Annotated in this window: 12 protein-coding genes and 1 rRNA gene; 9 read left to right on the top strand and 4 right to left on the bottom strand. The window is 59.4% G+C overall.

Annotation, left to right across the window (positions count from 1 at the left end):
* The first annotated feature begins 187 nt into the window (after positions 1 to 187).
* From rrf to KL786_RS19430, 8 genes are all read left to right on the top strand, one after another.
* A 5S ribosomal RNA gene (gene rrf / locus KL786_RS19395) occupies positions 188 to 303 on the top strand.
* 485 nt (positions 304 to 788) lie between these two features.
* On the top strand, positions 789 to 1,928 hold the full coding sequence (locus KL786_RS19400) for a transporter substrate-binding protein (RefSeq protein WP_215518647.1): 1,140 nt from the start codon (positions 789 to 791) through the stop codon (positions 1,926 to 1,928).
* The gene (locus KL786_RS19405; RefSeq protein WP_215518648.1) at positions 1,925 to 2,518 is read left to right on the top strand and encodes an ANTAR domain-containing response regulator; all 594 of its coding nucleotides are present in this window, start codon (positions 1,925 to 1,927) and stop codon (positions 2,516 to 2,518) included. The genes KL786_RS19400 and KL786_RS19405 overlap by 4 nt, the downstream gene beginning before the upstream one ends.
* Complete coding sequence (locus tag KL786_RS19410) at positions 2,515 to 3,363, top strand: ABC transporter permease (RefSeq protein ID WP_215518649.1); 849 nt, start codon at positions 2,515 to 2,517, stop codon at positions 3,361 to 3,363. The genes KL786_RS19405 and KL786_RS19410 overlap by 4 nt, the downstream gene beginning before the upstream one ends.
* Positions 3,364 to 4,290: an ABC transporter permease gene (locus KL786_RS19415; protein WP_252193780.1), complete on the top strand. Its 927-nt coding sequence runs from the start codon at positions 3,364 to 3,366 to the stop codon at positions 4,288 to 4,290. It abuts the gene before it with no gap.
* A gap of 29 nt (positions 4,291 to 4,319) precedes the next feature.
* Positions 4,320 to 5,939 carry an ABC transporter substrate-binding protein gene (locus KL786_RS19420; RefSeq protein ID WP_215518650.1) on the top strand — a complete coding sequence of 540 codons (1,620 nt, stop codon included), beginning with the start codon at positions 4,320 to 4,322 and terminating at the stop codon, positions 5,937 to 5,939.
* A gap of 60 nt (positions 5,940 to 5,999) precedes the next feature.
* On the top strand, positions 6,000 to 6,947 hold the full coding sequence (locus KL786_RS19425) for an acetamidase/formamidase family protein (RefSeq protein ID WP_032858322.1): 948 nt from the start codon (positions 6,000 to 6,002) through the stop codon (positions 6,945 to 6,947).
* A 55-nt stretch (positions 6,948 to 7,002) separates the two neighbouring features.
* Positions 7,003 to 8,748 carry an ABC transporter ATP-binding protein gene (locus tag KL786_RS19430; protein WP_215518651.1) on the top strand — a complete coding sequence of 582 codons (1,746 nt, stop codon included), beginning with the start codon at positions 7,003 to 7,005 and terminating at the stop codon, positions 8,746 to 8,748.
* Positions 8,749 to 9,116: 368 nt separating this feature from the next.
* Here the strand turns inward: KL786_RS19430 and KL786_RS19435 are convergent, their stop codons facing one another.
* Together KL786_RS19435 and KL786_RS19440 are read right to left on the bottom strand one after the other, a co-directional pair.
* Positions 9,117 to 9,326: a hypothetical protein gene (locus tag KL786_RS19435; protein WP_215518652.1), complete on the bottom strand. Its 210-nt coding sequence runs from the start codon at positions 9,324 to 9,326 to the stop codon at positions 9,117 to 9,119.
* Between the two features lie 180 nt (positions 9,327 to 9,506).
* Positions 9,507 to 10,424 carry a LysR family transcriptional regulator gene (locus KL786_RS19440; RefSeq protein ID WP_215518653.1) on the bottom strand — a complete coding sequence of 306 codons (918 nt, stop codon included), beginning with the start codon at positions 10,422 to 10,424 and terminating at the stop codon, positions 9,507 to 9,509.
* 224 nt (positions 10,425 to 10,648) lie between these two features.
* Here KL786_RS19440 and KL786_RS19445 point away from each other — a divergent pair, with 224 nt between their 5' ends.
* Complete coding sequence (locus KL786_RS19445) at positions 10,649 to 11,278, top strand: hydrolase (RefSeq protein ID WP_122840027.1); 630 nt, start codon at positions 10,649 to 10,651, stop codon at positions 11,276 to 11,278.
* A gap of 25 nt (positions 11,279 to 11,303) precedes the next feature.
* Here KL786_RS19445 and KL786_RS19450 read toward each other — a convergent pair whose 3' ends face one another.
* Positions 11,304 to 11,534, bottom strand: coding sequence for a hypothetical protein (locus tag KL786_RS19450; RefSeq protein WP_215518654.1), 231 nt, complete (start codon positions 11,532 to 11,534; stop codon positions 11,304 to 11,306).
* A gap of 389 nt (positions 11,535 to 11,923) precedes the next feature.
* On the bottom strand, positions 11,924 to 12,232 hold the full coding sequence (locus tag KL786_RS30140) for a hypothetical protein (RefSeq protein WP_123366410.1): 309 nt from the start codon (positions 12,230 to 12,232) through the stop codon (positions 11,924 to 11,926).
* Between the last annotated feature and the right edge of the window lie 91 nt (positions 12,233 to 12,323).

Consider the following 12,323-nt stretch of genomic DNA (forward strand, 5'->3'; position numbering starts at 1 on the left):
GCTAACCAATACTAATTGCCCGTGAGGCTTGACCATATAACACCCAAGCAATTTGCGTCGAAAGGCCAGATTGCGGTGTGTGAAGACGAAATGAACCGAAAGTTCGATTCTCACAAAACACCGAATTCTATTACATACCCAATTTGCTGAAGCGAGACCAACTGGTCGCGACTCAGTACCCGAATTTCTTGACGACCATAGAGCATTGGAACCACCTGATCCCATCCCGAACTCAGTAGTGAAACGATGCATCGCCGATGGTAGTGTGGGGTTTCCCCATGTGAGAGTAGGTCATCGTCAAGATTAAATTCCGAAACCCCAATTGCGAAAGCAGTTGGGGTTTTGTTTTGGGCGGTTGGAAAGGAGCAGCTTCAAGTTTCAAGCGTTTAGCTGCAAGACTCGATGTGTACCAAGCCCAGAAAATGGTTGTCTCGTATTGCGCATCCGGGTGAAGGCGACGGCAGCTGTATGGGAATTAACGTTACATCTGTGCGGAGTAATCACGCCTGGAGCCCGAGCAAGTTTGTCTCCTAATGCGCGCACCATTCTGATGCCCAGACAAACCAATGCGCTCCAGCTCAGTGCTGACGCGAGCCTTGCACACTATTGCGCGCCCCTGATCCTGCGCCACTATAAAGATGGCACGCTTCTTTCATAGCTAAACCTACGAGCAAGCCTGGCCCTGGTCATTAAGTCTTGCCGACAGACATCGCACGCCTTGAGCGCCAGGTAATGAAGCCTGATTGACCAGTCCGCTGGTCGATCAGGTTTTTTTTTGGGGAAAATAGATGCGTCGTACCATTGAGGTTGGGCTGTTGCTCTCCACCGAGGGCACTTACAAAAGTGTTGGCCGCAATGCGTTGGCCGGGGCAACCCACGCGCTTGCACAGATCAATGGCAACCCCAGCTATGACTTTGTCCTGCGGGCCACCCACCGCAATCCACGAGGCGTTCTGCACCGGTACAGCGAAGGGGCGGTGGAATTGATGCAGTCCGGGGTTCGGCACATCTTCGGCACGACTACCTCCGCCAGTCGCAAGGAGATCATTCCGGACCTGGAGCAAAACGCCGGCCTGTTGTGGTACGCCTGCCCGTATGAGGGGTTCGAGAGCAGTGAGCATGTGCTCTATCTCGGCGGTTGCCCGAACCAGACGTTGATCCCCTTGTTGCGCTACGCCCTGCAAACGTTTGGCAAGCGCGCGGTGCTGCTGGGCTCGAACTACAGCTGGGGTTGGGAAAGTAATCGGGTTGCCCGTGAAGTGCTCGAAGTGGCCGGCGCCGAGGTGTTGCTGGAACGCTACATCCACCTGGATGCAACGCCCTTCAGTGAGTTGATCCAGACGCTCCTGGCAGAGCGGCCGGCGTTCATTCTCAACAACTTGATCGGGAAGTCCTCCTACGCCTTTTTGCAGCAGTTGGATGCAGCGTGCAATAGCGTCGGTTGGAGCCTGCCGGTGTTGAGCTGCAACCTGACCGAGGCCGAGTTGAGTGACGTCGGCGACCTGCGCAGCCTGCGTGTGTTGTCGTGCGGCCCGTTCTTTGAAGAAGTCGCCCCCGCGTTCAGCCAGCAGCAGCACATGCTGCATGGGGTGTGTCCGATTTCGCACTTCTATACCGGGATGTACGTGGCCCTGCACCTGTTTGCCCGTGCGCTGGAACAGTGTGGCAGCGATGATCCCGATAGGATTTGCCGCTACGTGTATGACCACCCGCAGGACAGCGTATTCGGCAGCCTGGCCATCGCCGAGCGCAACAACCACAGCAGCCAGCCGTGCCATATTGCTGAACTGCGCGCAGGACGTTTTGTGGTCTTGCACAGTGAAGCACGGCCACTGCCGGCCGACCCTTACCTGACCGCCACCGACCTGAGTGAATTTCAACGTCTGCGCGCAGTTGCACCAGCACCCCGCCTGAGGATCGTCAAATGAGCCTGTTCAAACGCCCGGACTTTGAAGCAGGTCGGTTGCTGTTGATCGACTGCGAGCCCCGCAGCCTGGCTAATCTGCACAAGAGCCTGCAGCGGCTGGGGATTACCGCACAGGAGTTGTTTGAGGACGCGGATGATTCGCTCGACGGTTGTTTTGCCGCCATCGTCGAGTTGGAACCCTTCGCCAGCCCAACCACCCTGCAACGCCTGAATGCTGCCGGCGTACCCATTGTTGCGCTGACCTCCCACGAAACCCTGGCGCATATCCAGCGTGCCATTGAGTTGGGGGCCACGGCGTTGCTGAACAAGCCGATCACCCAAGGCTCGGTCTACACCACGTTGATGATGGCGATCGGTCTGCGTGAGCGACTAGACAGCGACGCGCAGACCATTGGCGCGCTGCAACAACGACTCCTGGCACGGCCGCTGCTGGCCCAGGCACTGGCGCGGCTGATGATCGAGCAGCAGATCGATGAGCGTGAGGCCTATGAGCGTCTGCGCAGCCTGTCCATGCACCTGAACCGTAGCCTGGATGACCTGTGTGCGGATCTGGCGGCGGACCACCTGCAGCCGAGCCGGGGCCAGCTATGAAGCTGTTGCGTGCCTTGGTTCGCCGCCCGGCGGTGGCGTTTTCGCTGTTGTACATTGTGATTGTCGTGTTACTGGCGTTGTTTGCACCGTGGATGAGCCCGTACGACCCGTCCGAGCAATTTGTCGAGGGCCTGTCGTTGGAAGGCGCGCCGCTGCCCCCCGATACGCCGTACCTGCTGGGCACCGATCTACTCGGCCGTGATCTGCTGTCGCGGCTGATCTATGGCGCGCGGACGTCGCTGTTCATCGGTTTGCTCGCCAATGGCCTGGCGGTGCTGATCGGCACGTTGGTGGGGTTGAGCGCGGGCTTCCTGCGCGGCTGGGTCGGCAGCACGCTGATGCGCTTCACCGACCTGATGATGGCGTTCCCGGCCTTGCTGCTGGCGATTGCGCTGTCGGCGATTTTCCAGCCCAGCGTGTGTATCGTTGCCCTGGTGATCGCCATGGTCAACTGGGTGCAGATCGCCCGGGTGATCTACTCCGAAACCATCGCCCTGAGCGCCCGTGACTTCGTGGCCGTAGAGCGAACCCTGGGCGCCAGTTCGCTGCGCATACTGTTCTCTCACCTGCTGCCACATTTGCTGCCGACCATCCTGGTCTGGGCCACCCTGGGCATCTCGACCACGGTGTTGCTGGAAGCCACCTTGTCGTACCTGGGCGTGGGGGTCCAACCGCCAACGCCAAGCTGGGGCAACATCATTTTCGAGAGCCAGACCTACTTCACCTCGGCACCGTGGCTGGTGTTTTTCCCCGGCATTGCGATTGTCCTGCTGTCGCTGGCATTCAACCTGGTGGGCGATGCCCTGCGCGATGAACTCGATCCTACCCTGCAAGGGAGAAGCTGAATGTTGGCCTTCATCAGTCGTCGCATCGGCTACTCGCTGTTGATCCTGCTTGGCGTGACCTTCATCACGTACCTGCTGCTGTTCATGCTGCCGGCTGACCCGGCACGCCAGATTGCCGGGCGCAGTGCCACGCCCGAAGTGGTGGCCGGGATCCGCATGCAGTTAGGGCTCGACCTGCCGTTCTATCAGCAGTACGCCAATTACCTGGGCAACCTGGTGCAGGGCGACCTCGGGCGCTCCTACATCCAGCGCAGCCCGGTGACGGAGCTGATCGGCGCGCGCTTGCGTCCGTCCCTGGAATTGATGGCCGCCGGCATCGGTTTCGAGCTGCTGATTGGCATCAGCCTCGGGGTGATCGCCGCATTGCGTCGCGACAGTTGGGCCGACAAAGCCTTGATGGCTCTCTCGTTTATCGGTGTGTCGGCCCCGCAGTTCATCGCGGCGATGCTGTTCCTGTACTTCTTCGCCGTGCAGTTGGACTGGTTCCCCATAGGCGGTTATGGCGGCTTCAAACACCTGCTGTTGCCGGCCCTGACCCTGGGCATTCTCGGCAGCGGCTGGTACTCGCGCATGGTGCGCTCCTCAATGATCGAGGTGCTGCACCAGGACTTCATTCGCACCGCCCGGGCAAAGGGCTTGAGCCGCGTACGCGTGGTTTTGCGCCATGTATTGCCCAACGCCATCGTGCCGGTGATTCCGATGATCGGCATCGACATCGGGATCTTCATGGGCGGGCTGGTGGTGGTCGAGTCAGTCTTCGGCTGGCCTGGGATCGGCCAGTTGACATGGCAGGCGATCCAGCAAGTCGACATCCCGGTGATTGTCGGGGTGACCACGGTTTCAGCGGTGGCAATCGTTTTGGGCAACCTGGTCGCCGACCTGGTGATCCCTTGGGTCGACCCGCGTATCGACATCAAAAAACACTAGGAACATCACCATAGGTAAGGGGCTGGAGCATGAATCGCAAAGCATTATCCTTGGCCATCGCGGCTGCGTTGTTTGCCGGCAATCTGTTGGCCGATGACTTTGATCCAAACGCCAAAGACGGTGGCGCCGCTGTCATTACCTATCAAAACGACGTGGCCACCCTCGACCCGGCCATCGGTTATGACTGGCAGAATTGGTCGATGATCAAAAGCCTGTTCGACGGGCTGATGGACTACAAGCCTGGCACTACAGAGCTGACCAAGAACCTGGCGTCGGACTACAGCATCTCCGAGGATGGCACCGTCTATACCTTCACCTTGAAGAAAGGCGTGAAGTTCCAGAACGGTCGCGAACTCAAGGCCAGCGACGTGAAGTATTCCCTGGAGCGTACCGTCAACCCGAAAACCCAGAGCCCTGGCGCGGGCTTCTTCAGTTCGATCGTGGGCTATGAAGACATGACGACCAACAAGGCCGAGCATTTATCGGGCATTGAGGTCGTCGACGATTACACCGTCAAGATCACGCTCAAGTCGGCGAATGCGACGTTCCTGCAGGTGATGGCGATCAATTTCTCCTTTGTCGTACCCAAGGAGGAGGTCGAGAAGTGGGGCGCGGACTTCGGCAAGCATCCGGTGGGCACCGGCGCCTACAGCCTGGCGGAGTGGAAGCTGGGGCAACAGATTCTGTTCAAGAAGAACCCGAGCTATTTCAAGGCAGGCCTGCCGCACCTTGACACGATCACCTTTGAAGTCGGTCAGGATCCGATGGTCGCACTCCTGCGCTTGCAGAAGGGCGAGGTCGATATCGCGGGCGACGGTGTGCCGCCGGCCAAGTTCCTGGAGTTCAAGAACGATCCCAAGTTCAAGAGCCTGGTGGTCATCGGTGATCAATTGCAGACCGGCTACCTGACCCTGAAAACCACACTGCCGCCCTTCGACAACCTCAAGGTGCGCCAGGCGGTGAACATGGCGATCAGCAAGGACCGCATCGTGCGCATCATCAACGGCCGCGCGGTCCCGGCCAACCAGCCGCTGCCGCCGGCGATGCCGGGCTACGACAAGGACTACAAAGGCTACGCCTACGATGTCGAAGGCGCGAAGAAGCTCTTGGCCGAAGCCGGTTTCGACAAGGGCTTCGACACCGAGATGTACGTGATGAACACCGATCCGCAGCCGCGTATCGCCCAGGCTATCCAGCAAGACCTGGCGAAGGTCGGGGTGCGTGTGAAGATCAAGTCCCTGGCGCAAGCCAACGTGATTGCCGCAGGCGGTTCCAAGGACCAGGCGCCGATGGTGTGGTCCGGTGGCATGGCCTGGATTGCCGACTTCCCGGACCCCTCGAACTTCTACGGGCCGATCCTGGGTTGTGACAGTGCGGTGGACGGTGGCTGGAACTGGGCGCTGTATTGCAACAAGAGCCTGGATGCGCTGGCCGCCAAGGCCGACAGCATGGCCAAGCCGGAGCAGCAGGCTGAACGGACGGCACTGTGGAAGAAGATCTTCATCGATGTGATGGCCGATGCGCCGTGGGTCCCGATCTTCAACGAACAGCGCTTCACCGTGCGTTCCTCGCGCATGGGCGGCAGCGACGCGCTGTATGTCGACCCGGTGCACATTCCGGTCAACTACAACTACATCTACCTGAAATAAAGCGCAGCCGGCCTGCCACCACGCCTTCCGGGCGTGGTCCTTACGTGGAGCTTTCTCTCTATGTGCCAGAACTGCCTGGTCAAGACCATTCACAGCGTCAACAGCCATTTCGGCTGGGACAACAGCATCGAACCGACCGCCCGGGTGGCGCCAGGTGCCATGCTGGAGTTCTGCTGCCGGGATTCGTCCAACGGCTTCTTCACGCCGCAATCGACGGTGAGCGATGTCACCCAGGTGCCGTTCGACACCATCAACCCGGTCACCGGGCCGATTTTTGTCGAGGGTGCCGAGCCAGGCGACGTGCTGAAAATCACCCTCGACAGCTTCAAACCCAGTGGCTTTGGCTGGACGGCCAACATCCCTGGGTTTGGCCTGCTCGCGGACCAGTTCACGGACCCCGCCCTGGTGCTGTGGCACTACGACAAACTGGCCCTGAGCCCAGCGGCCTTCAGCACGTTCGCCAAGGTGCCGCTCAAGCCCTTCGCCGGCACCATTGGCCTGGCGCCGGCGTTGGCCGGCTTGCACTCGGTGGTGCCGCCGCGCCGGGTCGGCGGCAACCTGGACATCCGTGACCTCTCGGCCGGGACCACGTTGTACCTGCCGGTGGAGGTCAGCGGAGCCTTGTTGTCGATTGGCGATACTCACGCCGCACAAGGCGACGGTGAGGTGTGTGGCACCGCGATCGAGAGTGCAATGGACGTGGTGGTAAAGCTGGACCTGATCAAGAACACCCCGCTGGCAACGCCGCGTTTCAGCACGCCGGGCCCCGTGACTCGTCACCTGGACGGTGCGGGCTACGAAGCCTTCACTGGCATCGGCCCGGACTTGATGCAAGCCGCGCGTCAGGCCGTCAGCAACACCATCGACTGGCTGTGCCGTGAGCACCATATGCCGGCGGAGCAGGCGTACATGCTGTGCTCGGTGTGTGGCGATTTGCGCATCAGCGAGATCGTCGACCTGCCTAACTGGGTCGTGTCGTTCTACTTCCCGAAAATCGTATTTGCCTGATGGCTGTTCATCGCCAACGGCTAGGCGTTTATCGCTTCACGCGTGAGGAGCTTTGATGAGTAACGGGACCTCCCAGCCGATTCTGTCGGTGCAGCAGTTGTCCATTGATGTCGGCATGGGGGCCAGCTCCCGGCGCGTGGTCGATCACCTGAGCTTCGACCTGTTTGCCGGCCAGACACTGTGCATTGCCGGGGAGTCCGGCAGTGGTAAATCGCTGTCGTCACTGGCGATCATGGGGCTGTTGCCCAAGGCCGTCCGGGTGGCCGAAGGTGCAATCAGCTTTGAAGGGCGCGACTTGATCGGCGCGCCCGAGCGCGAGTTGCAACGGCTGCGCGGCAAGCAGATCGGCATGATTTTCCAGGAGCCGATGACATCGCTGAATCCGCTGATGACCGTTGGCCAACAACTGCAGGAGACGCTGCGTCGGCACGAGCCACTGGGGCGCCAGGCGCTGCGCCAGCGCGCCCGGGAGATGCTTGAATCAGTGCGCATGCCGCAGGTGGAAAAGCGCTTGCAGCAGTACCCTCATGAGCTGTCCGGCGGCATGCGCCAGCGCGTGATGATCGCGATGGCCATGCTCTGCCGCCCCAAGGTACTGATCGCCGATGAACCGACCACTGCACTGGACGTGACCATCCAGGCGCAGATCCTGGAGCTGATGCGCGAGCTGCAACAGGTCTACGGCACCAGCTTGCTGATGATCACGCACGACATGGGGGTCGTCGCTGAAATGGCCGACCAGGTGGTGGTGATGAACCATGGCCGCACCGAAGAACAAGCGCCCGTGCGCCAGTTGTTCACCCAACCTCAGGCCGATTACACCCGTAAATTGCTCGCGGCGGTGCCGGTGCTGGGCACGGCGGGCCAGCCGGGTGACGTCAGCCAGCAACCGGTGGTCTTGCAGGTGCGCGACTTGTCGGTGCGTTTTCCAGTGCGCATGGGCTGGTTCGAGGAGGACAAGCAGGTACACGCGGTAGAAGGCGTCAACTTTGAACTGCGCCAGGGCGAAACCCTGGGGCTGGTCGGGGAGAGCGGTTGCGGTAAATCCACCACCGGCAAGGCGCTGATGAATATGCTGGCCTATCAAGGCAGCGTGCAGTTGTTCGGCAAGGAACTGAACGGCCTGCACGGCGCCGAGCTTCAGGCTGTGCGGCGTGATATCCAGATGGTCTTCCAGGACCCTTACGCGGCCCTGAACCCACGCAAAAACATCCTGGAGCTGGTAGGTGAGCCGCTGTTGATCCATGACCAGTTGCCACTGGCGCAACGACAAGAACGTGTCGCCGAGCTGTTACGCCAGGTCGATATGCCGGTTGACGCCATGTATCGCTACCCACACCAGTTCTCGGGCGGGCAGCGCCAGCGTATCTGCATTGCCCGGGCATTGGCGCTCAACCCCAAAGTCATCATCGCCGATGAGTCCGTCTCGGCCCTCGATGTGTCAGTGCAGGCCCAAGTGCTAGAGCTGTTGGAACACCTGCGCGAACAGCATCGACTCAGCTACCTGTTCATCTCCCACGACATGGCCGTGGTCGAGCGCATCTGCCATCGTGTCGCGGTGATGTATGGCGGCCAGATTGTCGAGATCGGCCGCCGTGATCACGTACTGCACAATCCCCAGCATCCCTACACCAAACGCCTGCTCAGTGCGGTGCCGATGCCTGATGTCGACCAGAAACGTGATTTCAAGGCGTTGCTGCAAGAGTTCGAGCAACCCAGCCCGATCAAGGGCAAGGGGTTTGAAGCGCCGCTGCAGAAGTTTCGTGAAGTGGGCGGTGGGCATTGGGTGGCGGTGGGGTAGTCGATCGCGATTGCGCTATGGCCGGGCCGATGGCCAGGCACAAAAAAACCGGCTCAAGTGGCCGGTTTCTCTGTTGCTGAGAGCCTGGTAGAGACTTTCAGATACTGCTATATGGTGCCCCGAGGGAGACTCGAATAATAGCATAACTGTATAATTAACATAGTTTTTTGCATGTGTACACTTCCACGTTGTACCGTGAAGTGTACACCCTGCCTGCCTCCAATAAGGACTGGTGTGGATGGAAGCTTGATCGGACTTCTCCATCCAATTTCCGACGAGCTGTGAATAATATCTACAAGAAACTGGTTACGGATAGACTCCCTGGTCTGCCAAAAAATGCCGAACCGACACATGGCGAACTTTCGCGATTAGTCGGGAGTCATGAGCACAGCAAGCGTTATCTTGATGAACTCCTCGTTTCGATCGATCGTGTCCAGGGCGCCCCGAACATTGTCGGCGACGTCTGCCGATCCGCGCATCTCTACCCAGTTCGAAAGCTCCATGATGGCGGCCTCCAGGGCGAGCTGGTTTTCGTTGATCTTAACTAGCAGGGAAGGGAGTAAGTCTGAGTTTGGCATTGTGCAATCCTCCGTGAAATTTTCAGCGTAGCAGGGGGATTACTGACCTCGGTAGGGAGTTGCGCATGGTCGGAAGGACGCCGGGAGGAGGGTGCATCCACAGTCGATTGCTGCCAGTCACGAAGGGCCGCAGTCGACCCATAGCTGCCGGCGGTGATAGTCAAAAACGGCCAGAAGCAGTCATTGGGCAGACTCGGGGGGAAAGGTAGAGGCGGCCCCTGCAAAGTGTGGAGACTTTCCGAAGTACTCGATCAGGAGTTCGGTGAGGACACGGATCTTCCGCGCGGGATGCTGACCTGGAGGACGGACCAAATACGCTCCCGCGGGAGGCGGTGGATAACTCGTCATGATTGGCACCAGTGCCTCGGAGGCGAGGCTGTCATGGGTGAGGCTATCGGGCAGGTAAGCGACCCCCAGCCCTGCTATGGCGGCGGCGACAAGCGCGACGCCGTTGTCGGCCTTGAATCGCCCCTGAGGGCGAACCGAAATAACCTTGCCACCATCCATAAACTGCCAGGCCTCAGTGCTCTGCATCAGGGCTTGATGGGAGGCCAGTTCGTCCGGCCGTTGCGGTGAGCCATAGGCCTTGATATAGCCTGGGCTCGCGACCAGTTGGACTCCGATCGGGCCCACACGTCTGCCGATAAGGTTGGAGTCAGGAAGGTAGCCAACCCGTATGCCACAGTCGTATCCCTCGGCAATGAGATCTACAAAGCGATCGGTGTAGCAGGTCTGGATATTCAGCTGTGGGTGTCTGCGCGCCATCTCTGCCACCACCGGGGCGATATGCGTCGGTCCGAAAGACAGCGGTGCGGCAACGCGCATACGACCACGCAGGGGGCCCGCGGGCAGAATTGCTTCCCGTGCTAATTCAATCTCGGCACACACCTTGGCGGCATGTTCGCGGAACGTAGCACCGGCTTCTGTCAGCGCCGCGCCACGGGTGGACCGTGTCAGCAACTGCACGCCAAGCTCCGTTTCCAGACGCGCCAGCCTGCGACTGACGATCGACTTGGATACTCCAAGCCGAAGCGCAGCAGGCGAAACGCCTCCGGCATCGGCAACCTCGACAAATGTCCGTAGCTCTTCGATATCCAATTCGGCGTTCCCCTTCTCGCTACACAGCTAGTCGAGCAATGCTACTACCGGTGCGCTTAAGGGAACAGCAAAATGCCGCTCACAGGCAACGACGCCGCTGACGCATGGCTTGTTAACGGCTCGCCCCTTACTCGCAGCAGTGTCAGGTTCGTGATCGTCGCCTCAGCGCGTGAGATATCCAGCTCAACTGCACGCGTGGATCACATCCATAACGAGGACTAGCTATGACGAGCGAAACGATCCGCAACCCCCACACCGACCAACTCCTGACGCCGGATAACTCGGCTTTTATCATCATCGACTACCAGCCGGTCCAGGTGTCCTCGATCCGCTCGATGCCGCGCGAGGAACTGGTGTTCAACATCACAAGCGTCGCCAAGGCGGCGGTTAACTTCAATCTCCCCATCATTCACTCGACCGTCAACGTCGGCACCGGTCGCAACAAGCCGCCCATTCAGCAACTGCAAGACGTGCTCGGCCACTTGCCTACCTACGACCGCACCTCGATCAATAGCTGGGAAGACAGCGAATTCAAGCAGGCGGTTAAAGCCTGCGGGCGCCGCAAACTGATCATGACCGCGCTGTGGACCGAAGCCTGTCTGGCCTTCCCGGTACTCGACGCGATCCAAGAAGGTTATGAGGTCTATATTCCGGTCGATGCGGTCGGTGGAACCTCCCTTGCCGCGCACGAAGCAGCATTGCGCCGCATGGAGCGGGCGGGGGCGAAACTGATCAGTCGCGTACAGATGTACTGCGAATTGCAGCGCGACTGGGCGCGTGAAGCGAGCATTCCGGGCTTCATGGGCGTGTTCGAAAACTTCGACGGCTTCAACGCCGAAAAAAAGGCCCTCTAAATTGGAGCAGAGGCCACCAGCCTCGCTAACGAATGAAGGTGACACTCAATGTGACCGTCACCTTCATTGCAGCAAGACATGCGCTTTCCACCCTTGGGGTTGTATGCCTGGCGAGTTCGAGTAGGGCGAGATAGCCAATCTGTTGCGTCGACCGGTTGAATCCACAGCCGATTCTGTTGAAAAAGTCGGCTTCGGTTTCCACAGCAGAAAAGTTCGCGCCTGAGATTGAAATCTGTGCTTTGGGCAGAAGGTTCAAGACTCGGATTCCACGTAGCAGCCCGCAAAAGAGGTGTTTTTACCCATCAATATTTGAGCGATTTTGGCAACCGACTTTTCAACAGAATCGGCCAAATGCAGGCATTAGACGCGTGTACGAACCCAGCGGCTATTCACTGCTCTAAATCCCGCTGTCTGCCGAAGACGTTCACGGCGCCGACGCCCTATTGCATCGGTCTCGCTGATCCCGTCTCGCACCACCCCGAAAGCATGTGAGGTCAGGGTGCGGGGGCTGCCGGTGTTGATTCCGTACGTCGCACTATCCGGCCATCGACGTCCAAGCCTCCCCAAGGGCTGCCGTGGCTACAGGTAAACTCGAGGCGTAAAAAAGCCCGCGTTGAGCGGGCATCGGAAATCATCCGAACTAATTCAGGCACCTGATTCAGGGTCACTTGCAGGCATACCGCGAGCTTCCTTATCGTTTTCGTCCTGATCGTCCATCTGTGGGTCGGCATCAGGGTTATCGACTCGACCGCTCTGTCCAGCTTCTGGATGCTCACTCGACACCGAGTTATTTGCATCCACGTCAGTCATGTCTTCGTCGACAGGAGCCTCGTCGTCTGGAGGCAGCGGAACTTCGGGCTCGTCCCTCTTGGGGTCATGGCCGGTTTCGTTGTCCGTTGTGCGCGTTTCGGGCTGCTGTGATTTGTTGCCAGGTGCGTTCTCGTCAATGTCCATGCTGAACCTCCGTGCTGATGCGCGGGATGCCGTGCTTGAACATGAGAAACGGCAAAGCGTTACAAGTGCAGCGCAGTAGACGAACGGAGAA

It is taken from the genome of Pseudomonas sp. TAE6080, from assembly GCF_018732265.1.
GTDB classification, from domain to species: domain Bacteria; phylum Pseudomonadota; class Gammaproteobacteria; order Pseudomonadales; family Pseudomonadaceae; genus Aquipseudomonas; species Aquipseudomonas brenneri.

Coding starts and splice junctions, on each gene's coding strand:
- KL786_RS19400 (WP_215518647.1), top strand. CDS start 789: ATGCGTCGTACCATTGAGGTTGGGCTGTTGCTCTCCACCGAGGGCACT.
- KL786_RS19405 (WP_215518648.1), top strand. CDS start 1,925: ATGAGCCTGTTCAAACGCCCGGACTTTGAAGCAGGTCGGTTGCTGTTG.
- KL786_RS19410 (WP_215518649.1), top strand. CDS start 2,515: ATGAAGCTGTTGCGTGCCTTGGTTCGCCGCCCGGCGGTGGCGTTTTCG.
- KL786_RS19415 (WP_252193780.1), top strand. CDS start 3,364: ATGTTGGCCTTCATCAGTCGTCGCATCGGCTACTCGCTGTTGATCCTG.
- KL786_RS19420 (WP_215518650.1), top strand. CDS start 4,320: ATGAATCGCAAAGCATTATCCTTGGCCATCGCGGCTGCGTTGTTTGCC.
- KL786_RS19425 (WP_032858322.1), top strand. CDS start 6,000: ATGTGCCAGAACTGCCTGGTCAAGACCATTCACAGCGTCAACAGCCAT.
- KL786_RS19430 (WP_215518651.1), top strand. CDS start 7,003: ATGAGTAACGGGACCTCCCAGCCGATTCTGTCGGTGCAGCAGTTGTCC.
- KL786_RS19435 (WP_215518652.1), bottom strand. CDS start 9,326: ATGCCAAACTCAGACTTACTCCCTTCCCTGCTAGTTAAGATCAACGAA.
- KL786_RS19445 (WP_122840027.1), top strand. CDS start 10,649: ATGACGAGCGAAACGATCCGCAACCCCCACACCGACCAACTCCTGACG.
- KL786_RS30140 (WP_123366410.1), bottom strand. CDS start 12,232: ATGGACATTGACGAGAACGCACCTGGCAACAAATCACAGCAGCCCGAA.